The sequence below is a fragment of the Aquamicrobium terrae genome, from assembly GCF_040545735.1.
In the GTDB taxonomy this organism is placed as follows: Bacteria; Pseudomonadota; Alphaproteobacteria; order Rhizobiales; family Rhizobiaceae; genus Mesorhizobium; species Mesorhizobium terrae_A.
Genome location: NZ_JBEPML010000001.1, coordinates 315,907 through 337,035, shown reverse-complemented (window position 1 = coordinate 337,035; position 21,129 = coordinate 315,907). Strand labels below are relative to the sequence as shown.

Annotated in this window: 20 protein-coding genes; 8 read left to right on the top strand and 12 right to left on the bottom strand. The window is 64.7% G+C overall.

The features are described from left to right. Positions 1–314 precede the first annotated feature (314 nt). Positions 315–2,582, bottom strand: a complete 2,268-nt coding sequence (parC, locus tag ABID37_RS01575) for a DNA topoisomerase IV subunit A (RefSeq protein WP_354192217.1) — start codon at positions 2,580–2,582, stop codon at positions 315–317. Between the two features lie 195 nt (positions 2,583–2,777). On the opposite strand from parC, the gene ABID37_RS01570 reads away from it, so the two are divergent. Then, complete coding sequence (locus tag ABID37_RS01570) at positions 2,778–3,971, top strand: aq_1923 C-terminal domain (protein WP_435521517.1); 1,194 nt, start codon at positions 2,778–2,780, stop codon at positions 3,969–3,971. An 80-nt stretch (positions 3,972–4,051) separates the two neighbouring features. On the opposite strand, the gene ABID37_RS01565 is transcribed toward ABID37_RS01570, so the two are convergent. Beyond that, on the bottom strand, positions 4,052–4,606 hold the full coding sequence (locus ABID37_RS01565; RefSeq protein WP_354192215.1) for a GNAT family N-acetyltransferase: 555 nt from the start codon (positions 4,604–4,606) through the stop codon (positions 4,052–4,054). A 311-nt stretch (positions 4,607–4,917) separates the two neighbouring features. Between ABID37_RS01565 and rirA the strand changes: the two genes are divergently transcribed. Beyond that, positions 4,918–5,430 carry an iron-responsive transcriptional regulator RirA gene (rirA, locus tag ABID37_RS01560; protein ID WP_354192214.1) on the top strand — a complete coding sequence of 171 codons (513 nt, stop codon included), beginning with the start codon at positions 4,918–4,920 and terminating at the stop codon, positions 5,428–5,430. A 64-nt stretch (positions 5,431–5,494) separates the two neighbouring features. Here rirA and ABID37_RS01555 read toward each other — a convergent pair whose 3' ends face one another. The 5 genes from ABID37_RS01555 to hemP are packed head-to-tail and all read right to left on the bottom strand — an operon-like array spanning position 5,495 to position 9,611. Beyond that, a complete protein-coding gene (locus ABID37_RS01555; protein WP_354192212.1) occupies positions 5,495–6,283 on the bottom strand; it encodes a heme ABC transporter ATP-binding protein in 789 nt (262 codons plus the stop codon). 7 nt (positions 6,284–6,290) lie between these two features. Beyond that, positions 6,291–7,388: a FecCD family ABC transporter permease gene (locus ABID37_RS01550; RefSeq protein ID WP_354192211.1), complete on the bottom strand. Its 1,098-nt coding sequence runs from the start codon at positions 7,386–7,388 to the stop codon at positions 6,291–6,293. Positions 7,389–7,401: 13 nt separating this feature from the next. Further along, a complete protein-coding gene (locus ABID37_RS01545; RefSeq protein ID WP_354192210.1) occupies positions 7,402–8,295 on the bottom strand; it encodes a heme/hemin ABC transporter substrate-binding protein in 894 nt (297 codons plus the stop codon). Positions 8,296–8,305: 10 nt separating this feature from the next. Further along, positions 8,306–9,367, bottom strand: a complete 1,062-nt coding sequence (locus ABID37_RS01540) for a hemin-degrading factor (RefSeq protein WP_354192209.1) — start codon at positions 9,365–9,367, stop codon at positions 8,306–8,308. Between the two features lie 34 nt (positions 9,368–9,401). Further along, positions 9,402–9,611, bottom strand: a complete 210-nt coding sequence (hemP, locus tag ABID37_RS01535) for a hemin uptake protein HemP (RefSeq protein ID WP_354192208.1) — start codon at positions 9,609–9,611, stop codon at positions 9,402–9,404. 385 nt (positions 9,612–9,996) lie between these two features. On the opposite strand from hemP, the gene ABID37_RS01530 reads away from it, so the two are divergent. Both ABID37_RS01530 and hmuQ read left to right on the top strand, forming a co-directional pair. Continuing rightward, positions 9,997–10,461, top strand: coding sequence for a hypothetical protein (locus ABID37_RS01530; RefSeq protein WP_435521516.1), 465 nt, complete (start codon positions 9,997–9,999; stop codon positions 10,459–10,461). A gap of 37 nt (positions 10,462–10,498) precedes the next feature. Further along, complete coding sequence (gene hmuQ / locus ABID37_RS01525; protein ID WP_354192207.1) at positions 10,499–10,813, top strand: heme-degrading protein HmuQ; 315 nt, start codon at positions 10,499–10,501, stop codon at positions 10,811–10,813. Positions 10,814–10,869: 56 nt separating this feature from the next. Here the strand turns inward: hmuQ and putA are convergent, their stop codons facing one another. Then, on the bottom strand, positions 10,870–14,481 hold the full coding sequence (putA, locus tag ABID37_RS01520) for a bifunctional proline dehydrogenase/L-glutamate gamma-semialdehyde dehydrogenase PutA (protein ID WP_354192205.1): 3,612 nt from the start codon (positions 14,479–14,481) through the stop codon (positions 10,870–10,872). 171 nt (positions 14,482–14,652) lie between these two features. Here putA and ABID37_RS01515 point away from each other — a divergent pair, with 171 nt between their 5' ends. Then, positions 14,653–15,102: an Lrp/AsnC family transcriptional regulator gene (locus tag ABID37_RS01515; protein WP_354192204.1), complete on the top strand. Its 450-nt coding sequence runs from the start codon at positions 14,653–14,655 to the stop codon at positions 15,100–15,102. A gap of 20 nt (positions 15,103–15,122) precedes the next feature. Here ABID37_RS01515 and ABID37_RS01510 read toward each other — a convergent pair whose 3' ends face one another. The 3 genes from ABID37_RS01510 to ABID37_RS01500 all read right to left on the bottom strand — a co-directional run bounded on the left by ABID37_RS01510 (position 15,123) and on the right by ABID37_RS01500 (position 18,292). Then, entirely contained in the window at positions 15,123–15,560 is a 438-nt protein-coding gene (locus ABID37_RS01510) for a FixH family protein (RefSeq protein ID WP_354192203.1), read from the bottom strand. A gap of 170 nt (positions 15,561–15,730) precedes the next feature. Next, positions 15,731–17,188 (bottom strand): NAD-dependent succinate-semialdehyde dehydrogenase, encoded by a 1,458-nt coding sequence (locus ABID37_RS01505; protein ID WP_354192202.1) that lies wholly within the window; start codon positions 17,186–17,188, stop codon positions 15,731–15,733. 156 nt (positions 17,189–17,344) lie between these two features. Continuing rightward, complete coding sequence (locus ABID37_RS01500; RefSeq protein WP_354192201.1) at positions 17,345–18,292, bottom strand: AEC family transporter; 948 nt, start codon at positions 18,290–18,292, stop codon at positions 17,345–17,347. Positions 18,293–18,452: 160 nt separating this feature from the next. Between ABID37_RS01500 and ABID37_RS01495 the strand changes: the two genes are divergently transcribed. Then, complete coding sequence (locus ABID37_RS01495) at positions 18,453–19,001, top strand: histidine phosphatase family protein (RefSeq protein ID WP_354192200.1); 549 nt, start codon at positions 18,453–18,455, stop codon at positions 18,999–19,001. A 16-nt stretch (positions 19,002–19,017) separates the two neighbouring features. Here ABID37_RS01495 and ABID37_RS01490 read toward each other — a convergent pair whose 3' ends face one another. Next, on the bottom strand, positions 19,018–19,452 hold the full coding sequence (locus ABID37_RS01490) for a GFA family protein (RefSeq protein WP_354192199.1): 435 nt from the start codon (positions 19,450–19,452) through the stop codon (positions 19,018–19,020). Between the two features lie 167 nt (positions 19,453–19,619). On the opposite strand from ABID37_RS01490, the gene ABID37_RS01485 reads away from it, so the two are divergent. Both ABID37_RS01485 and ABID37_RS01480 read left to right on the top strand, forming a co-directional pair. Continuing rightward, positions 19,620–19,901, top strand: coding sequence for an acyl carrier protein (locus ABID37_RS01485; protein WP_035023736.1), 282 nt, complete (start codon positions 19,620–19,622; stop codon positions 19,899–19,901). A gap of 35 nt (positions 19,902–19,936) precedes the next feature. Further along, positions 19,937–21,124, top strand: coding sequence for a beta-ketoacyl-ACP synthase (locus tag ABID37_RS01480; RefSeq protein ID WP_354192197.1), 1,188 nt, complete (start codon positions 19,937–19,939; stop codon positions 21,122–21,124). The last annotated feature ends 5 nt before the right edge of the window (positions 21,125–21,129 follow it).

The following is a 21,129-nucleotide window of genomic DNA, read 5'->3' as shown; positions in this document are numbered from 1 at the left end:
GCCTCCAGCCGAGTCGGCTTGCCCGAGCCCCAGTCTGCACCAGCATAGTGCAGCAATCATTACGACAATCCAATAACCACGAAAGTGGAGAAAGATATTGGCGGAAGCGTGTTCACGACACGTTCCCCCAAGCCGGAACGCCACAACCGATCATGATTCCGGACTGCAGGATTGCCCTGCAGGCCATTGGAACCAGACAACGCTTCTGAAACCTAGAGCAGCGGGCGTCCCGACGAACGCACCCGCTGCTCCAGCCTGGTTTTTCCGGCCGCATTTGTGCAACGCCAGACGATTCCGTCCGGCTGCGAAATGCGTTAGCCGAACTTACCGGTGCGCGGGAATCCCTTGGGCACCATGCGCCCGGCCGTGGCTCGCGAGCCGATCCATTCGGAAAGCTCCGCCTGCGTGCGGGTGAAGGTGCGGTCGGCGGAATCCTGCCAGGTCAGGCCGGCTTCCATGGCGAAGGTCTTGAGGTCGAGCACACCGCCGGACTTGTATTTTTGCAGCCGCACGCCCTTGCCGCGCGTCATCTCCGGAATTTCCGACAGGGCAAACACCAGCAGCTTGCGGTTCTCGCCCACGATGGCGACATGATCGCCCGTTGTCGGAATGCAGAAACGGGCTTCATCGGGGTTCTTGACGTTCATCACCTGCCTGCCCTTGCGGGTGTTGGCGACCGCCTCGTCCTCCGAGACGAGGAAACCGTTGCCCTGATGCGAGGCGAGCAGAAGCTTGCGCTTCGGCTCATGCACGAAGGCAGTGACGATGTCCTGGTCGGTTTCCATGTCCACCATGATGCGGATCGGCTCGCCATGGCCGCGCCCGCCCGGCAGCCGGTCGGCGCCGATCGTGTAGAACTTGCCGCCCGTGGTAAAGACCAGGATCTTGTCGGTCGTCTGGGCGTGGAAGGCCAGCTTCAGGCTGTCACCCTCCTTGAAGGAGAGCTGCGAATAGTCGCCGAGATGCCCCTTCATGGCGCGCAGCCAGCCTTTTTCGGAGACGACCACGGTGATCGGCTCCTTCTCGATCATCGCCTGCGCGATGTCGGTGAGGTCGTGCTCCGGCGCCTCGGCGAAGGTGGTGCGGCGCGGCCCGAGTTCCTTGTTCTCCTCCGGCCCGAAATCGCGGCGGATGGTCTGGATTTCCCAGGCGATGGTGTTCCACTGCTTCTGCTCGTCGCCGAGCAAGGCCTCGATCTGCTGCTTCTCCTCGGTGAGGGCGTCGAATTCCTTGCGGATTTCGAACTCCTCCAGCTTGCGCAGCGAGCGCAGCCGCATGTTGAGGATGGCTTCCGCCTGCGTGTCGGTAAGCTCCCACCGCGCCATCATGACGGGCTTGGGCTCATCCTCCTCGCGGATGATGCGGATCACCTCGTCGATGTTGAGATAGGCGATGAGATAGCCGGCGAGGATTTCCAGCCGCCGCTCGATCTCGGCCAGCCTGTGGCGCGAACGGCGCAACAGCACTTCGCGGCGATGGTCCAGCCATTCGCGCAGCACGCTTTTCAGCGACAGCACGTTCGGCACCTTGCCGCGCGACAGCACGTTCATGTTGAGCGAGAAGCGGCTTTCAAGCTCGGTCAGCTTGAACAGCGATTCCATCAATATGCCCGGATCGACGGTTCGGCTCTTGGGCACCAGCACGATGCGGATGTCTTCCGCACTTTCGTCGCGAATGTCTTCCAAAAGCGGCAGCTTGCGGGCGATCAGCAGTTCGGCGATCTTCTCGATCAGCCGCGATTTCTGGACGCCGTAGGGAATTTCGGTGACCGCGATCACCCAGGTGCCGCGGCCTTGGTCTTCCTGATGCCAGCGCGAGCGCACGCGGAATGAGCCCCGGCCCGTGCGGTACGCCTCGGCGATCGAAGCGCGGCTGTCGATGACGATGCCGCCGGTCGGGAAATCCGGCCCCTGCACGAAATCCATCAGGCGGTCGCCGGAGACCTCCTGTCCGGACTTGATGCCGTCGATCAGGCAGAGCGCGGCATCGCACAATTCGGCCGCGTTGTGGGGCGGTATCGAGGTCGCCATGCCGACCGCGATGCCGGAGGAGCCGTTGGCCAGCAGATTGGGGAACGCGCCCGGCAGGACGACCGGCTCCTCGTCCTCCTCGTTGTAGGTGGGGCGATAGTCGACCGCATCCTCGGTGATGCCCGCGAGCAGTTCGGTCGCCACATCGGTCATGCGCGCTTCGGTGTAGCGCATGGCGGCGGCGTTATCGCCGTCGATATTGCCGAAATTGCCCTGCCCGTCGACCAGCGGGTAGCGCATCGAAAAGCTCTGCGCCAGACGCACCAGCGCATCGTAGATGGACTGGTCGCCATGCGGGTGGAACTTGCCCATCACCTCGCCGACGATGCGCGCGCATTTGGCGAAGCCCTGGTCGGGGTTCAGCCGCAGCAGCCGCATGGCGTGCATGATGCGGCGGTGGACCGGCTTCAGCCCGTCGCGCACATCCGGCAGGGCACGATGCATGATGGTCGACAGCGCATAAGCGAGATAGCGCTCCTCGAGCGCCTGCTTGAGGTCGACCGGTTCGATGTGATCGCCGCCATCACCGGGCGGCAGAAGGCTCTTTCCCATGGGGGTTGACTAACCGAGGCGCCGATTCGCGGCAAGGGCAAGTCGACCGTCAAGTGCCATTCCGATCACCGAAAAATGCAACCGCTCTTGCTATTTTGACGTGAATTTCTACCAATGGGTCAAAATTGGCCTTGCTCCCGCCTTTCTAGTGCGGGCAGATGCGGGCATCCTCCCTCATGAATCCTGGAGCCTATGATGAGCCTTCACAGCAGAACCTGGCACAAGCTCGCCGTCTCGACCATTCTGTTCGGCATGGCCCTCGCGCCCGCTTCGGCACAGGACACGGGCGATGTGGCGGCAAGACTGAAGGCCACGCTCGCCGAGCAGGGCTTCGATCTGGAATGGACCGGCATTTCGGGCGACGCCTCCTCCATGTCCCTGCAAGGCGTCTCCATGAAGCCGGCCGGCACCAAGGAGGGCTTCACCGTGGGCGAGGTGAAGCTGGAAGGCATCACCGAGGCCGACGGCGGCTACAAGATCGAGACCGTCTCCACGCAGGCCTATTCGCGCAACGAGGGCGATCTGGGCATCGAGATGAGCCCCTTCATCATGCACGGCGTGGTTCTGCCGGCGGAAGGCAGCAACACCGCGCTGGGCGGCCTGATGTTCTACCGCTCCGCCGAACTGGCCAACCTCGTCATCAAGTCCGAGGGCAAGACCGCCTTCTCCGTCGACGACATAGCCATCGAGGTGACGGAGCCGGCAAGCGGCCAGCCGATGACCTTCACCGGCACCGCGCCGAAGTTCACCGGCGATCTCACGCTGGTCAAGGACCCCAAGTTCAAGGACGCCATCGAGGCGCTGGGCTACCAGAACATTTCCGGCAACATCGCGCTGGCCGGCCTATGGAACCCCGAAGACGGCCGCATGGACTTTTCCAAATATGACATCACGGTCGACGGCGCCGGCACCTTCGGCATGACGTTCAGCCTCGGCGGCTACACGGCCGAGCTCGTCAAGTCGATGCAGGAACTGCAGAAGAAGATGGCGGAGGCACCGGAAGGCGCCGACAATTCGGCCCAGGGCATGGCCATGCTCGGGCTCATGCAGCAGTTGAGCTTCAACAGCGCCTCGATCCGCTTCGCCGACGATTCGCTGACCAACAAGGTGCTCGACTATGTCGGCAAGCAGCAGGGCATGTCCGGCAAGGATGTCGCCAACCAGGCCAAGGCGATCGTGCCCTTCGGCCTTGCCCAGCTCAACAATCCGGACCTGACGACGCAGGCTTCGGCCGCCGTGAACCAGTATCTGGACGATCCCCGCAGCCTGGAAATCATGGCCAGCCCGACCTCGCCGGTACCCTTCGCCATGATCATGGCCGACGCCATGTCCAATCCGGTCAACCTGACCAAGACACTTGCCGTCCAGGTCAAGGCGAACGAGAACTGATCGGGCAGGAAAACCGAAAACGAAAAGGCCGCATCGGTGACGATGCGGCCTTTTTGATTCTGGATCAGGCGGGTCGGACCTCAGGCCGGCTGGAGCGCGCCATGCTCCGGCACGGCGCCAGCCGCCAGCAAGCCCACCGGCATCAGCGGGTCGAGACGGATGGTTCCCACCGTCTCGCCGTCCTCGAACACCAGTTTGGCATTGTAGCGCCGGGCCAGAGCCCGCATGGCCCTGTTCTGCGGGTGGGTGGTGACCAGAAGCTTGGTATAGCCGAAGCCCCTCGCCTGCTCGATCAGGCGCTCGAACAGCTTGCCGCCAAGCCCCTGATGCTGGAGATGGCGTTCGACACTGAAGGCGATCTCGGCGGTCGGCTGGCTTTCCTCGGGGCGCTCGTGCAATTCGGCAGCGCCCAGCACCTTGTCGCCCTCGACATAGCCGATCACCGTGGTGCCGGCGGCAAAGGACCGATAGACATAGGTGGAAATGAAACGGTCGTCGGCAAATCCGTTGAAGCGGTCACGCCGGCTTTCCGCATCGAGCCTGAGAAGATGCTCGCGGAACCTCGACAGGTCCGAGGGTCTTAGCTGGCGTATGGTGCCCGTCAGGCGAACGGGGCTGTAAAGGGTCTGCTCCATGTCGCACTCCTCTGGGTTCCTCCCTGAGTCGCTTTCGACATGCCTGATATTGTGCAATGCAGCATAAATATCAAGTGCTTGATGAGGCTTGCAGGCCGGCAAGAACGGGAAGCTGCCATGCGAATTTGGATGGCTCGATCCGAGGGTTTTTCCCGGCCATACCGCAATAAAAGCGCATGCCCCGCCGCATCGCCACAAAAGCGCTTGTTTAAAGGTGAGAAAAAGGTTCAAAATTTTTTCTGTGGGCTTGTCTAGAATTATTCCAAGGTATACGCCATATATACCGCACAGCTTTCCTGCGAGGATGGATCATGCGACTCACGCGCCAGACCAATTACGCCATACGCATCCTGATGTATTGCGCGACCAACGAAGGCCAGTTGAGCCGCATTCCGGAAATCGCCTCGGCCTACACCGTATCGGAACTCTTCCTGTTCAAGATCCTGCAGCCGCTGGTCGAGAACGGACTGGTTGAAACCGTGCGCGGCCGCAATGGCGGCGTGCGTCTCGGCAAGCCGGCCGACGAGATCAGCCTGTTCGATGTGGTACGCGTCACCGAGGACAATTTCTCGATGGCGGAGTGCTTCGACAGCGACACGGCAGACTGCCCGCTGATCGACAGCTGCGGGCTCAACGCGGCCCTGCGCGAGGCGCTGGGTGCCTTCTTCACGGTCTTGCAGCGCCACACCATTGCCGACCTGATCGCCGCCCGCCCGAACATGCGCGAGGCGCTCGGCATCGATCATCTGGAACCGCGCAAGTCGGAGCCGCGCAAAGTGGAAGCCCGCAAGCCGGCAGCGGAGCACCGCGCACCCGCGGCCTGAAGGGCGCGGCAATTGCAGCGAACAATCTGATTATCAGCGACCGGCTTTGGCCGGTCGTTCTTTTTTACACGGCCGATTGCGGGAGGACGAAAGGCGCGTTGCCGGCCGGCACGGCCCCCACCCGCAAGCGGCAGCCGAACACCCGCTCGATCATCGAGTCGCTCAGCACATCCTGCGGCGCGCCTGCCGTGTCGAGCGTGCCGCGATGCATCACATGGATGCGGTCGGCATACATGGCCGCAAGGTTGAGGTCGTGCAGGATGGCCACCACCCCACCCCCGTTGCGGGCGAAATCGCGGGCGATATCCATGATGATGAGCTGATGCCGGATGTCGAGGCTGGACACCGGCTCGTCGAGGAACAAATAACGCGCCTGCCCGTCCAGAACCGGCATCCACACCTGGCACAGCACGCGTGCAAGCTGCACGCGCTGCTGCTCGCCACCGGACAGCTCCTGATAGAAACGTCCGGCGAACCCCTCCAGGTCGACGCGCGCCAGCGCCCGCTCCGGCAGGTGCTGCGCCTCCTGCGCCGCCACGCCGGAGCGGCCGCCGGTCAGGCCCATCTTGACGATCTCGTGCACCGTGAAGGGAAACGACAGCGACGTCGCCTGCGGCAGCACGGCGCGCAGGCCGGCCGCCTCGACGGGCTTGAGCCTCGCCAGATCGCGGCCGTTCAGCATGATCCGCCCCTGATAGGCGAGTTCGCCGCACAGCGCCTTGAGCAGGGTCGTCTTGCCCGAACCGTTGGGGCCGACAATGACGACCAGTTCGCCCGGCCGCGCGTCGAGGTCGACGCCGTGGAAGATGCGTTTCGTCCCGATATGAACGGATACGTCCTGCGCTTCGATCATACCGGCCTCACAGATCGATCACGCCGCGCTTGCGCAGCAGTATCCACAGGAAGAAGGGCGCGCCGGCAACGGCGGTAACGATGCCGATCGGCAGTTCCGCAGGCGCCACGATGGTGCGCGCCACGGCATCCGCCAGCAACAGCAGCGAGGCCCCGAGCAGCGCCGAGGCCGGCAGGAGGTAGCGATTGTCAGGCCCCATGGCCAGACGCAGCAGATGCGGCACGACGATGCCGACGAAGCCGATGCCGCCGCTGACCGCCACCGAGGAGCCGACGGCAGCCGCCACGCTGACGATGGCGACGTATTTCAGCTGCTGGATCGGGATGCCGAGATGGGTGGCCGTGGCCTCGCCCAGCGCCAATGCGTTGAGGCCCCGCGCCAGAAAGGGTGTCGCCGCCATTGCCACCACCATGATCGGCGCGACGGCGCCGATCTTGAGCCAGGTGGCGCCGGCCAGCGATCCCAGTTGCCAGAAGGTCAGGTCGCGCAACTGCCGGTCGTCGGCCACGAAGATCAGAATGCCGGTGATGGCGCCGGCGAGCGCGGCCAGCGCGATGCCGGCCAGAAGCATGGTCGCCACCGAGGTCCGGCCCTGCCGCGTCGCCACCTTGTAGAGCACCATCGTCGTCACCAGGCCGCCGAAAAAGGCGGCGATAGGCAGCGAGAATGTGCCCAGCACCTGGGTGAACGGCACAAGCATGGTGCCGCCCAGCACGATGATCAGCACCGCGCCGAGGCTGGCGCCGGCCGAAACGCCGATCAGGCCGGGATCGGCCAGCGGATTGCGGAACAGACCCTGCATGACCGCGCCGGATACGGCCAGCGAGGCCCCGACCAGCGCCCCCAGCACCACGCGCGGCAGGCGTATGTCGTTGATGATGATGCGGTCGCGCACGCTCAGCGCGTCCTCGGCGCCGCCGAACAGCCATCCGCGCACGACAGCCATGGCCGACGCATCGGAGGCGCCGGAGGCCAGGCTGAACAGGACGGTCAGCCCCAGCAGGATGAACAGAAGCACGATGACCAGGCGGGCAAGCGCCGAACGGTCGCCCGCGGCAACGGAGTTTTTCACGCCGGACAGACCGGCAACAGCATGATCGGCCATGTCAGGGCAGCGCTCAATCGGCGAGCGCGTCGCCATAAAGGGCGACCGAGACATCATGGATCGCATCGGCGGTGCGGGGGCCGAAGCCCAGCATATAGGCGCCGTCCATCCGCACGATCTTGCCGGCCTGCCCGGCCGGCGTGGAAGCGATGGCCGGGTGGGCCAGGATCTCGCCATCGGCCGCCGCATGGTCGCCGGCACGGCTCATCATCAGGATGACGTCGGGGCGCGCCTCGACGATCGCCTCCTCGGTAAGCTGCTTGTAGCCGGAATAGCCCTCGACCGCGTTCACCGCGCCGGCAAGGGTGATGATGCCGTTCGCCGCGGTATCGACGCCGGACGCCATGATCTTTCCGCCCTGCATCGACAGGATGAACAGCACCCGCTTGCGCTCCTTGACGGAGGCGGTGCGCGCTTCGGCCTGGCCCAGCTTGGCGTCCACGTCCGCCGCGAGCGCCTCGGCCTTCCCGTCCACGCCCAGCGCCTTGCCCACGGCCCGGATCTTGGTGAGGATGCCCCCATGGTCGAAGGTCTCGGGCACCTCGATATAGGGCACGCTGGCCTTCTTCAGGACGTCGATCGTTTCCTTCGGGCCGCTGCCCTCGAGCGCCAGGATGCCGCCGGGATTGACCGACAGCACGCCTTCCGGTGAAAGCTGGCGCATATAGCCGACATCCGGCAACTCCATGGCTTCCGGTGGAAAGACGCTCGTGGAATCGCGCGCGACCAGACGATCCTGCTCGCCGAGCGCGAAGACGATCTCGGTGATCGAGCCGCCGATGGCGGCGATGCGCGAGGGATCGTCGAAGCTCCCGTCCGCCTCCCCGGCCTGAGCGGAAAACGAAATGAATGCGGCCATGCCGAGCAGCATGGCCGCACGCACTGCGAAACGGGAAAGAACTGTCATTGCAACACCTTCACGCCGGAACAGGAACCGGCACCTTGGGAAGATTCTCGGCAAGGAAGCGCCAGTCGTCGCGCTCCATTTCGCCCTCGTGGCGCTCACCGAAGAACTGGATGATCATCCTGCCCTGGGTATCGTAGGCTTCGATGGAAGTGACAAAACCGTCGCGCGTCGGCTTGCGCACGCCCCATGCTTCCGCGATCTGGTCCAGACGCAGATGCAGGTGGAAGGTCTCGTCCATGACGTTCAGCCACGGCCCCATCGGCTTGACCGTGCTGATCGGCCCGGAATGGATCTGGATGCAGCCGTGATTGCCGACGAAGCACATGATCGGCAAGGTTTCGGCAGCCGCATGATGCATCAGCGCCGCGACCGCATCGTTGTCGACCCGCCACGCATAGTCGGGCCCGACCATGCGCATGGCCTGCAGGCGGCCGATCTTCAATGACCGCAACATGCCGAAGAACTGGTGGACGTCGGTAAGAGAGCCCCAGCGCTCGCGCAGATCCTCGACGGCGACCGACGCCTCGTCGGCGGGTTCCGCGGCAGCCACGGCGGCGGGCTCGATATCGATGGCCGGATCCTGCCCGGCGGCCTGCAGTTCCTCCACCAGCTTGTGATAGGCATAGAGGTTCGAGGCGTTGCGCAGATGGACCTTGTGGACCGCATATCCCGCGCTGTCGAAGAATTGCAGGCTGTGGCGCACCTCGTCGCCGTTGCGCTTCTCGACGGCGAAACCATGCGCCCAGACCTTCGGGAAAATCCGCAGATCGATATCGCGATTGAGGACCACGCCGCTGTGTTCCCCGATCGAGATCTTGTCGTAGACGCCGACCTTCTCGTGCACGGCGCTTTCGTTGCGGGTCAGCGCCATGACCTCGCCGACACCCCTCAGGCCTTCCAGGACCGTGCGGACCTGCGCCTCGATCCGCACGACGCCGTGGCCGCAATGCGCGGCCAGCAGTTCGGCCTCCGAAATGCCGAGCTGGGCCGACAGGTCGCGTTCACGCATCTTGGGATTTTCGGTTCGAGCCCGCCTGATCTCATGCGGGCTCGGCTTCACGCGCTGATCCATTCTCTGTCCCTTGGCTATCCCGTTCAGGAGTCGCTTACTTGTTGAGGATCAGCTTGCCCTGCCGGGTGATCTTCAGCCGGTAGAGGGCACCATGATGCTCGATGCCGATCTCGTGCTCGCCCTGGAACAGGCTGTTGGAAGACAGCGTCCGGACCGAAAAGGGCGTACGCTCGACCCTGACAGGAACGGGCTGTTCCGCGCGGCGGAAGCGATAGCGGAAATCGTTGGGAGTGTGCGCAGTCATCGATTTCGATCCCTCTCTTGGGTGCTTAGGCTGCTCGAACACGATCCTTCATTTCTTGACTTGAATGATCATGTTTTATAACCACTGCAATACAGGACCAAATTAGTCAACATTAAAGGTCCCTATCACACCAAAAAATGCCCGGCCAGCCCCCATCTGCCGGCATTCGCGAGTGTTTGGAGTGCGAACATGCGATTGGCGCCGGCAGGGCCCGTTCCGGCCTGCGCCATATGCCCGCATGCCTGTGCTCTCGACAATCGAATCCGAACCGGGCAGGACTTAAATACTTGACGATCCGGTTCCAGTTCTGAATCCATATCCGGAACTTCACGACATGCGGCCATCCCGCCGCGGCATGGCGCCATGAATGGCAAGAAAGGTGACGATGACCGTGAAACGCCCCGCCCTCTTCTCCATCGCGATCCTGGCCTCGGCCTGCGTCATGGCCTCGCCGGCTTTGTCGCAGGAAGCCGCCCCGAAGGAAGCAGCCTCGCAGGAAACGCCGGCCCTTTCGCTCGAACTCAACGCGGCCCAGCCTTCGGACAAGGGCTGCCGGCTGACCTTCGTGGTCAACAACAGGCTGGGCTCGGACCTGAGCAAGGCGGCCTACGAGATCGCGCTGTTCAACGATTCGGGCGTGGTCGACCGCATGACCGTCCTCGACTTCAAGGAACTGCCGGCCGGCAAAACCAAGGTCACCCGCTTCGACCTTGCCGGGACCGATTGCAGCAAGATTTCACGCGTGCTCGTCAATGGCGCCAATGATTGCGCCGGCGACGGCATCGACCCCTCCGCCTGCATGAAGGCGCTCAGGCCCAGCACCAAGGCCGAGATTGCCTTCGGCGTCTGACACCACACCGCATTCCGCTTTTTTTGAAAGGAAAATCATGTACATCGCCATGAATCGCTTCAAGGTCCAGAAGGGCATGGAGTCGGACTTCGAAGACATCTGGAAGAACCGCGAATCGAAGCTCGACCAGATGCAGGGCTTCCGCACCTTCCATCTGCTGCGCGGCCCGGAAAACGAGGCCGAAAACTACACGCTCTATGCCTCGCACACGGTCTGGGAGACCCAGGACGACTTCATCGCCTGGACGAAGTCGCAGAGCTTCCGCGATTCCCACAAGAACGCCGGCACCGGCAAGGTGACGACCATGGGGCACCCGCAGTTCGAAGGCTTCTCGCCGGTCGAAGGCGCCTGATCCGCCGCATCACGGCAACAAGCAAGGCTCCGGGCGTTCCCCGGAGCTTTTTTGCGTCACGCGCTCGCCAGAAGGCTGGCATTGCCGCCGGCGGCGGTGGTGTCGACGCAGACGGCGCGTTCATGCGCATAGGCCGCCGGATAGATCACGTCCGTGACCAGCGGCACCACCGGCCCGGCGCGTCCCGCCAGCGCGCGGCGGATGGCCCGGGCTTCCTCCCCCGTGCCTGAAAACGCCACGACATCGAGGCCCAACGAACCGAGTTCCGCCACATCGAGCCGTGCGTCCAGCGCCGCCAGGGGCAGACCCTTGCCCGTCAGCGCCGAAAGTGCCGCCGATGCACCGGGCGCCACCGCCAGCACGGCATTACCCGCCGCCAGCGCCTGGATCGCCTGTGCAAGCAGCGTCTCGGCATCCGGGCCGAGGGCCAGCACCCGGCCGCGCGGCACCAGCGCCAGCGTATTCGCCTCGCCGGTCGGGCCCGGCAGATCGACCTGCCCGAATTCCAGCCCGGCCGCGGCGGCCACCGCTGCCGCCCCCTTGCCGCGCAGGTGCTTGCGCAGGATGGCGATACGGTCCGGCCGCGCCGCCCAGCCGCCGAGCGACGGATCCGGCATATTGTCCTTCAGTTCCCTGGCCGTGGCCGCGCGCGCCTCGACCGGTTCGGTGCCGGCCTCGGCGCCCTTGCGGAAGCGGCGCAGATAATGCGGCCCGCCGGCCTTCGGGCCCGTGCCCGACAGCCCCTCGCCGCCGAAGGGTTGCGAGCCGACCACGGCGCCGATCTGGTTGCGGTTGACGTAGATGTTGCCGGCATGAATGTCGTCGACAAAATGCTGGGCACGGCCCTCGATACGGGTGTGCAAACCGAAGGTCAGCCCGTAGCCGCGCGCGTTGATCGCGCCGATCACCGCGTCGATCTTGTTGGCGGCGAAGGTGGCGACATGCAGCACTGGACCGAAGACCTCGCGTTCGACCTCCTCCATGCCGCGCACCGAAATGACATGCGGCGCGACGAAACGGCCGCCCTCCGGCGCATCCAGCTTCGCCACCACCTTGCCGCGCGCTTCCATCTCGCGGCAATAGCCGCCGATGGCATCCTGCGCTTCGGCATCGATCAGCGGGCCGACATCGGTGGCGATCGACCACGGATTGCCGAGCTGCAGCTCCTTCATGGCGCCGGTGAGCATCTCCTGCACCTTCTTTTCCACGTCCTTCTGGACGTAGAGGATGCGCAGCGCCGAGCAGCGCTGGCCGGCGCTCTGGAAGGCGGAAGCGAGAATGTCGCGCACCGCCTGTTCCGGCAGCGCGGTGGAATCGACCACCATGGCGTTCAGGCCGCCGGTCTCGGCGATCAGCATGGCATCGGGCGCGGCCGTCTCGGCCAGTTGCTTTTCGATGAGCTTCGCGACCTCGGTCGAGCCGGTGAAGCAGACGCCGGCGATGCGCGGATCGGCGGTCAGCGGCGCGCCGACCGAAGGCCCGTCGCCGGGCAGGAGTTGCAGCACGTCCTCCGGTATGCCGGCCTTATGCAGCAAGCCTACAGCGTGGCAGGCGATCAGCGGCGTCTGCTCGGCCGGCTTGGCGATGACCGCGTTGCCGGTGACGAGTGCGGCCGCGATCTGGCCGGTGAAGATGGCGAGCGGGAAATTCCACGGCGAGATGCAGGCGATCACCCCGCGCGCCTCCGTGCCTGCCTCGGCATTGGCGGCCTCCGACGCGTAGTAGCGCAGGAAATCCACCGCCTCGCGCACCTCGGCCACGCCGTCGGCCAGCGTCTTGCCGGCCTCGCGCGTGGCCAGCGCGAAGAACTCGGCCGCGTTGGCCTCGTAAAGGTCGGCGGCCTTGCGCAGCATGTCGGCCCGCTCGGCGACCGGACGCGCCGCCCATGCCGGCTGCGCCTTGACGCCAATGCCCATGGCCTCCTTCACCTGCGCTTCGGTGGCCTCGACCACCGTGCCGACCACTTCATCGATACGGGCGGGATTGACGATATCGCGCGCGCTTCCCTTGCCCTTGGCACGGGTCAGCGGCCTGGCCTGCCATGTGTGAGGCGGTGCGAAAGCCGCCCTTGCCTTCTCGATTTCCGCCAGCGTCACGGCGTCGGTAATGTCCCAGCCTTTCGCATTGCGCCGGCCGGCGCCGAAGATCGCGGACGGCTTGGCGATATTCGGATTGGCCGCCGGCCCCTGCGTCTCGACGATTTCCAGCGGATCGCGGGCAATCACGTCCGGCGACACCGCCTCGTCGGTCAACTGGTGGACGAAGGAGGAATTAGCGCCGTTCTCCAGCAGCCGCCGCACCAGATAGGCGAGCAGGTCCGAATGCGCCCCCACCGGCGCATAGATGCGGCAGCGCGTGCCCTCGGCCTTGCGGACCGTTTCATGCAACTGCTCGCCCATGCCGTGCAGGCGCTGGAACTCGAAGCAATCACGGTCAGGCGCCATGGACAGGATCGCTGCAACCGTATGGGCGTTGTGCGTGGCGAACTGCGGATAGATGCGGTCGGTCATCGACAGCAACTTCTTCGCGCAGGCCAGATAGGACACGTCCGTGTTGGCCTTGCGGGTGAAGACCGGATAGCCGGAAAGGCCCATCACCTGCGCCCGCTTGATCTCGGTGTCCCAATAGGCACCCTTGACCAGCCGCACCATGATGTTGCGGTCGAGCTTCCTGGCCAGCGCGTAGAGCCAGTCGATGGCGAAGGCGCAGCGTGGTCCGTAAGCCTGCACCACGACGCCGAAACCGTTCCAGCCCGCGAGGCGCTCGTCGGCCAGCACCTGTTCGATGACGTCGAGAGACAGGTCGAGCCGGTCGGCTTCCTCGGCGTCGATGTTGAGGCCCATATTGGCCTTCTTCGCCGCAAGGGCCAGCGACAGCAGGCGCTCGGCCATCACCGGCAGCATCTTTTCCTTCTGCGCCACCTCGTAGCGCGGATGGATGGCCGAGAGCTTCACCGAAATACCGTGGTTCTTGCGGATGTCGGGGCCATTGGCGGGCGTGTCGAGCGCGGCGATGGCGTCGGCATAGGCCTTGAGATAGCGCAGCGCATCGGCCTCGGTGCGAGCCGCCTCGCCCAGCATGTCGAAGGAATAGAGATAGCCCTTGTCGGTCATCGACTTGCCGCGCTTCATCGCCTCGGCGATGGTGCGGCCGAGCACGAACTGCTCGCCCATCTCGCGCATCGCCGCCGCCACCGCCTTGCGGATGACCGGCTCGCCCAGCCGCCGCACCATGGAGCGCAGCGTCTTCTCGATGCCGCCCTCGCCCTCGTCCAGAACGCGCCCGGTCAGCATCAGCGCCCAGGTCGAGGCGTTGACGAAGATGGAGGACGACGAGCCCGAATGGGCCGACCAGTCCTGCGGGGCGATCTTGTCGGCGATCAGGTCGTCCATGGTCTCGGCATCGGGCACGCGCAGCAGCGCCTCGGCCAGGCACATCAGCGCCACGCCTTCCTTGGTGGAGAGCCCATAGGCCGAGAGGAAGACCTCCATCAGCCGCGGGTCGGACGAGCCGCGCACCGTCCTGACCAGTTCCACCGCCCGGCGGGTGATGGCGGCGCGCTCCTCGGGCGAAAGAGCAACCGCCTCGACCAGCCGCTTCACGGCGGCATCCTCGTCGGGCAGGTAATTGGCGCGGATTTTCTGGCGGATGGAGGCAAGGGTCGGCATGACGATCCTGTCGAAACGAAGACAAATCTCATCGGTCCGGCGGCCGCCATGACCGAGAACAAAAACCTAGCATGAGCCTTCCGGCTTGGCCGGTCCAAAGAATTCGACGACATGGTTCGGATAAGCTATGATATGGCTCATTCCCCGACCAATCGAACTGCATGAAAGACTATGGAAGACCATCCGGACCGCATCGATCGCAACATCCTCGCCGCGCTGGCCAGCGACGGACGGCTTTCCATGGCCGAACTGGCGGCGAAGGTCGGCCTTTCCAAAACCCCGGTGCAGGCGCGCGTCAAGAAACTGGAGCGCGACGGCTTCATCCGCGGCTACAGCGCCGTCATCGACCGCGAGCGCATGGGCGAAGGCCATGTCGCCTTCGTGCAGGTGAAACTGTCGGACACGCGCTCGGCGGCGCTGGATGAGTTCAACCGGGCGGTTCAGGGCGTCCGGGAGATCGAGCAGTGCCACATGATGGCGGCGAGCTTCGATTACCTCCTGAAGGTCCGCACCCGCGACATCGCCAGCTATCGTCGCGTGCTCGGCGAGCGCATCTCGGCCCTGCCCCACGTCGCCCAGACGTCGACCTTCGTCGCCATGGAGACGGTCAAGGACCGGTAGATTCCTGAGTTTTCAATCCGTTACAGGACGACGTTGAAGACCACTGTATCGGTTCCCGAGGCCGCGAAGATCCACAGGCGCAACTGCCACCAGCCGGATGCCGAGAACTTCACGCCCTCGATGCGGTAGCGGCCGTTTCCGAGATAGCCGGTCGCCTGCGGGCTGGTCGGCAGGCCATGGCCCTGTTCGGGCATGCCGCCCGATATGTGGAGCGCCGCGTTTTCGACCGGCTCTCCGGATGTCGACTTGATCGTCACCAGCCAGGACTGTGTCTCGCCCCGCCGCACCGCCCCCTTCTCGGGCTGCATGGAAACGCTGAACAGGCCGTTTTCGCTCTGCTTGGCACGCGCCAGTTCCCGGCCGCCCTCATCCTGCCCCAGCCCCGACAGGTAGACGGCGGCAAGGATGCCGATCAGCACGGCCACGACGCCGGTCGCGGCCAGAAAATAACGCCCCAAGGATGTCAAACCCGCTCCTCGGTCGAAGAACAAACCGACCGCCCGGCAAAATGGCCGGATCACAATGCCAAGACTATAGCCGGGCCGTCTCGATCCAGAAGCCCAAATCTACAGCCCGAAACGAAACGGGCGCGCCGAAGCGCGCCCGTGAACTCAACCCATCGGCTGCATCAGAGGCCGAGACCGCCGATGCACACATATTTGGTGTCGAGATAGTCGTCCATGCCCTGATGGCCGCCCTCGCGCCCAAGGCCCGATTCCTTGACGCCGCCGAACGGCGCTTCCGGCGTGGTGATGATGCCTTCGTTGACGCCGACCATGCCGTATTTCAGGCCTTCCATGACACGGAAGGCGCGGCCCAGATCACCCGTATAGAAGTAGCAGGCCAGGCCGAACTCGGTGTCGTTGGCGAGCGCGACGGCCTCTTCCTCGGTCTCGAACTTGAACACCGGTGCCAGCGGCCCGAAGATTTCCTCCTTCATGAACTTCATCTGCGCGGTGGCGCCGGCGATGACGGTGGGCTCGAAGAAGGAGCCGCCCAGTTCGTGGCGCTTGCCGCCGGTGACGACCTTGCCGCCCTTGGTCACGGCGTCCTCGATGAATTCCTCGACCTTCTCGACAGCATTGACGTCGATCAGCGGGCCCTGCTGTACGCCCTCGTTCAGTCCCGGCCCCACCTTGAGCTTGGCGGAAGCCTCGGCCAGCTTCTCCACGAAGGCATCGTGGATGCCGGCCTGCACGAAAAAGCGGTTGGTGCACACGCAGGTCTGGCCGGAATTGCGGAACTTGGCCGCGATGGCGCCCTGCACGGCGCGGTCGATGTCGGCATCGTCGAACACCAGGAACGGCGCGTTGCCGCCCAGTTCCATCGACACCTTCTTCACCGTCGAGGCGCATTTCTCGATCAGCATCTTGCCGACCTCGGTCGAGCCGGTGAAGGTCAGCTTCTTGACCAGAGGATTGGCGCACAATTCGTCGCCGATGGCGCCGGCCGAGCCGGTCACGATGTTGACCACGCCCTTGGGGAAGCCCACTTCCTCGCACAGCGCGCCCCAGGCAAGGCCCGAATAGGGCGTCTGCGAGGCCGGCTTGACGACGGCCGTGCAGCCGGCCGCAAGAGCGGGCCCGAGCTTGCGCGACAGCATCGAGGACGGGAAGTTCCACGGCGTGATGGCAGCGATGACGCCGACCGGCTCCTTGGTCACCAGCACGCGGCGATCCCTCCACGGAGACGGCACCACGTCGCCATAGGCGCGGCGCGCCTCCTCGGCGAACCACAGCACATAGGCGGCGGAAGAACCGACCTCGCCCCTGGCCTCGGTCAGCGACTTGCCCTGCTCCATGGTCAGCAGTTCGGCAAGCGCGTCCTGGTTGTCCATGATCGCGTCGTGCAGCTTGCGCAGCAGCGCGGAACGCTCCAGCGCCGAGGTCTTGCGGAACGACTGGAACGCCTCTTCCGCCGCCTCGATGGCGCGGCGGGTTTCGGCGGCGCCCGACTTCGGCACGGTGCCGATCTTCAGGCTGGTGGCCGGGTTGATGACGTCGACGGTCTGGCCGGAATCGGCCTGCACCCATTCGCCATTGATGAGATTGGCCTGCTTCATGAAGTGGCTGGTCTTCTGGAGCATGATTTTGCCTCCGCTGGGCGCTCTCCAAAGCGCCATTATCAGGAAATTCGTGGAACCTGCGCATGGGAGATGCGCATGCGCACCGGTCTTATCGCAGGCAAACTACACCGATCAACCGCCGCCGCCTACCTTTACGCTGGTCCAGAGCATTGGGCCTCAGCCAAAGATCTCGCCGGCAACGATCAGCCACAGCGACGTGGTGACGACCGCCGCCAGCGTGGAAAGCGTCATCTGGTTGGAGGCCAGGCCCTGTCCGGTGCCGAACTGAGTGGCGATGAGGTAGGAATTGACGCCGGCCGGCAGCGACGCCGCCACCACCACGACCTTGGCGGTCAGCGGCGGCAAGCCGAGCCCCCAGGCGAACAGCAGCGCGAAGGCCGGCATCAGCACCAGCTTGACGACGGAAAGCACCATGGCCGGGCGCACATTGCCGGAAATGCCGAAGGCGGCCAGCCCCGCTCCCATGGAAAACAGCGCCACCGGCCCGGCAACATCGGCCAGCGCGTCCACCAGCCTTGCCGCGACGGAGGGCAGTTGCAGGCCGGTGGCACGCCAGACCAGCCCCGCCAGAATGCCGACGATCAGCGGATTGGCGAACAACTTGCCGAGGAAATTGACCAAGATGCGCGCCGGGTGCACCTCGCCGTCGGTGCTGGCGAAGCTCTCGAACAGGATGATCGAGGCCATCATCATGATCGGCAGATGCACCGAGATCAGCAGAGAGAGCACGTCGACGCCCGGCTGGCCGAAAACGCCGAGCAGGAGCGGGATGCCTAGCAGCACCAGGTTCGAGAAGGACGACGACACGCCGCCCACCACGCCGGCACGTGCATCCCGGCCCAGCCAGCGCGTGACCAGCAAATGGCCGGCCACCCAGCTCAGCGCAATGGCGCTGAAATAGGCGGCCCACAGCGACCAGGGCGCGGCCCCGTGAAAGTCGACTTTCGACAGCGTACGGAACAGCAGCACCGGCATGGCCACGCCGACCGCGAACTGGCCGAGCACTTCGCCGGCGCCGGCCTTCAGATAGCCGCTCACCGCGGCGATATAGCCGAGCGCCACGAGGCCGAACACGAAAAGGATGGTTTCGATCAGGGACGACATGGAGTTCCAGGACCAGCGCGTGGCATCATGCAAAAGTGGTCCCTTGCCGCAACCGCAAGGTGCCGGTCAACGAATAGTTGATTCGCCGGCGAAACCGGCCCGCTTGTTTTTCAGAGGGCTTTGGCATCCCTATATGCCTCGAATCGAAATAGGAACGCTCATGCTCCGGTCCTTCGCCGCCTTGCTGCTCCTGCTGCTGGTTCTGCCCGCCCACGCCACGGATGCGGGCTGGGCGGCGCTGCGCGAGGGCGGGCATGTCGTGCTCCTGCGGCACGCCATGATCAGCGGCACTACCGAGCCGGCCACTTTCGACATCGAGAAATGCAACACGCAGCGCAACCTGTCGGATCGCGGTCGGCAGCAGGCGCGCAAGATCGGTGCCCTGTTCGGCGCGCGGGCCGCCCCCGTCGAGCGAATTCAGTCGAGCCGCTATTGCCGCTGCCTGGAAACCGCCCGCCTCGCCTTCGGCAATCAGCCGGACCCGTTTCCCGCCCTCGACCCGCTGAGCGACGATCCTGCCGACCGTGACCGCCAGCGCGGGGAAATCCTCGAGGAAATCCGTACCTATTCCGGCTCGGACCTGCTGGTTCTCGTCACCCATCTGGAAAACATACAGGACCTCACCGGCGTATCGCCCCGCGAGGGCGAGGCGGTGATCGTCGCCCCGCAAGGCGACGGCGTGCGGGTGCTGGGCCGCGTGGTGTTCTGAATTTGGCGGGCTGTCCTCACGCCTCCACGGCGACGAATTTCAACACACCGACGACGCCCGATCCGCTGCGCTTGCCGTCCGAGGGATGGTTGATGCCATCCGTCACCAGGACTTCCTCGAAGTCGAAGGGACTTACGCCTTCGAGGCAAGCGGCGTTGACGCCATATTCATTCGGGTTGGAGCGCCTCTGGTGATGGGTATAGATGCCACAGACCGAGCAGAAATAGTGCTTCGCCGTGCCGGTGTTGAACTGGTAGAGCGTCAGCTTCTCCTGTCCCTCCAGAATTTGCAGGTCGCCGAGTTCGGCGGTCACCGCCACCGCGCCGCGCATGCGGCAATAGGAGCAGGTGCAGCGCCGCGCCGAGCGCAGCCCGTCGCGCAACCGCACATGGAACCGAACCGCCCCGCAATGGCAGACGCCATGGGCTTCGTTCATATCCGGATCGGGCATCGCAATCTCCTTCATTTGAGCTGCTGCGAGGCTACCATGAAATGCGCTGCATATGCGCCGCCGCCCGCGCTTGCGGCACATTCGGCCTTTTCCTGCTGGCAAAAACCGATTAGACAGCGCCCAAACGTCTGAATTCAGCATTCGCCGCAGAATCGAAGGAAAATCCCTTGTCCACCACGTTCGATAAAGTCGCCAAGATCATCGCCGATACCAGCGAGATCGACCTTGCCACGATCACGCCCGACAGCCACACCATCGACGATCTGGGCATCGACAGCCTCGACTTCCTCGACATCGTGTTCGCCATCGACAAGGAATTCGGCATCAAGGTTCCGCTGGAGAAGTGGACGCAGGAAGTCAATGACGGCAAGGCCTCCACCGACGAATATTTCGTCATGAAGAACCTCTGCGCCAAGATCGACGGGCTGATCGCCGCCAAGGGCGCCTGAACCCAGAGAGCGGCCCGAAGGATCGGCAACAGCACATGAGCGCCCGCGACGTCGTCATCACCGGCATCGGTCTCGTCTCCTCGCTGGGAGAGGGCACCGATGCGCACTGGCAGAAATTGTCGACGCCCGGCACCCTGCCGGTGCTCGATGCGGAGCGCTTCGCGCCCTACACCATCCACCCGTTGCCTGAAATCGACTGGAGCCTGCAGATCGCCAAGCGCGGCGACCAGCGCCAGATGGAAACCTGGCAGCGCCTCGGCACCTATGTCGCCGGCCTCGCCCTGGCCGATGCCGGCATCAAGGACAATGAGGAACTGTGCGCCACCATGGACATGGTGGTGGCGGCAGGCGGCGGCGAGCGCGACGTGGCGGTCGATTCCGACATTCTGGCCGCCTCGGCGCAGCGCGACGATTTCGACGTGCTGCTCAACGAGAAGCTGACCACGGAGTTGCGCCCCACCCTGTTCCTGGCCCAGCTTTCCAATCTGCTGGCCGGCAACATCTCCATCGTCCACAAGGTCACCGGTTCCTCGCGCACCTTCATGGGCGAGGAAGGCGCCGGCGTTTCGGCCATCGAGACGGCGGCCGCGCGTATCCGCTCCGGCCAGTCCACGCACATACTGGTCGGCGGCGCCTTCCAGACCGAGCATCCCGACATGCTGCTGGGCTACGAGCTTGCCGGCTACCTGCATCGCGGCGAATGGAAGCCGGTCTGGCAGCGGCAGGGCGCGGAAGGCGGCGGCATCGTCTCCGGTTCCGGCGGCGCGTTCCTCGTCCTGGAAAGCCGCGAACATGCCGAGAAGCGCGGCCAGCGCATTTATGCGACCCTAGGCCCCGTTGCCTCCGGCCGTGCCCGCCGCGGCAGGGACGAACTGGCGGCCGGCATCGATAGGCTGCTCGATACGGTCGACGCCACCGAAACCGGATTGCTTGCCATTTCCGGCGCGTCGGGCGCTCACAAGGCGACCGCGGCCGAAAAGGCCGTACTGGACGCCAGGACCGACATCGCCGCGCGCGCCTTCTCGACGCTGACCGGCCACCTCAAGGAAGCGCAGTTTCCGTTCGCCGTGGCGCTGGCAGCGCTGGCGGTCAGCAACAAGGCCCCCTATCCGCCCTTCGAGGCCGGCGAAAAGGCTTTTGACGGATCGTTGAAATCCGTACTGGCAACCACCATCGGCTATCACCATTTCGAGGGCGCGGCGCTGGTCAGCGCAGCAGATTGAAGCCC

What these genes read in the sequence shown, in the direction of transcription:
- hemP (WP_354192208.1), bottom strand. Translation starts at nt 9,611, where the DNA reads ATGACTGCGCACACTCCCAACGATTTCCGCTATCGCTTCCGCCGCGCG.
- ABID37_RS01550 (WP_354192211.1), bottom strand. Translation starts at nt 7,388, where the DNA reads ATGGCCGATCATGCTGTTGCCGGTCTGTCCGGCGTGAAAAACTCCGTT.
- ABID37_RS01480 (WP_354192197.1), top strand. Translation starts at nt 19,937, where the DNA reads ATGAGCGCCCGCGACGTCGTCATCACCGGCATCGGTCTCGTCTCCTCG.
- ABID37_RS01545 (WP_354192210.1), bottom strand. Translation starts at nt 8,295, where the DNA reads ATGACAGTTCTTTCCCGTTTCGCAGTGCGTGCGGCCATGCTGCTCGGC.
- ABID37_RS01555 (WP_354192212.1), bottom strand. Translation starts at nt 6,283, where the DNA reads ATGATCGAAGCGCAGGACGTATCCGTTCATATCGGGACGAAACGCATC.
- ABID37_RS01490 (WP_354192199.1), bottom strand. Translation starts at nt 19,452, where the DNA reads ATGCCCGATCCGGATATGAACGAAGCCCATGGCGTCTGCCATTGCGGG.
- ABID37_RS01530 (WP_435521516.1), top strand. Translation starts at nt 9,997, where the DNA reads ATGACCGTGAAACGCCCCGCCCTCTTCTCCATCGCGATCCTGGCCTCG.
- ABID37_RS01500 (WP_354192201.1), bottom strand. Translation starts at nt 18,292, where the DNA reads ATGTCGTCCCTGATCGAAACCATCCTTTTCGTGTTCGGCCTCGTGGCG.
- ABID37_RS01540 (WP_354192209.1), bottom strand. Translation starts at nt 9,367, where the DNA reads ATGGATCAGCGCGTGAAGCCGAGCCCGCATGAGATCAGGCGGGCTCGA.
- ABID37_RS01515 (WP_354192204.1), top strand. Translation starts at nt 14,653, where the DNA reads ATGGAAGACCATCCGGACCGCATCGATCGCAACATCCTCGCCGCGCTG.
- ABID37_RS01495 (WP_354192200.1), top strand. Translation starts at nt 18,453, where the DNA reads ATGCTCCGGTCCTTCGCCGCCTTGCTGCTCCTGCTGCTGGTTCTGCCC.
- hmuQ (WP_354192207.1), top strand. Translation starts at nt 10,499, where the DNA reads ATGTACATCGCCATGAATCGCTTCAAGGTCCAGAAGGGCATGGAGTCG.
- rirA (WP_354192214.1), top strand. Translation starts at nt 4,918, where the DNA reads ATGCGACTCACGCGCCAGACCAATTACGCCATACGCATCCTGATGTAT.
- ABID37_RS01565 (WP_354192215.1), bottom strand. Translation starts at nt 4,606, where the DNA reads ATGGAGCAGACCCTTTACAGCCCCGTTCGCCTGACGGGCACCATACGC.
- parC (WP_354192217.1), bottom strand. Translation starts at nt 2,582, where the DNA reads ATGGGAAAGAGCCTTCTGCCGCCCGGTGATGGCGGCGATCACATCGAA.
- ABID37_RS01570 (WP_435521517.1), top strand. Translation starts at nt 2,778, where the DNA reads ATGAGCCTTCACAGCAGAACCTGGCACAAGCTCGCCGTCTCGACCATT.
- putA (WP_354192205.1), bottom strand. Translation starts at nt 14,481, where the DNA reads ATGCCGACCCTTGCCTCCATCCGCCAGAAAATCCGCGCCAATTACCTG.
- ABID37_RS01505 (WP_354192202.1), bottom strand. Translation starts at nt 17,188, where the DNA reads ATGCTCCAGAAGACCAGCCACTTCATGAAGCAGGCCAATCTCATCAAT.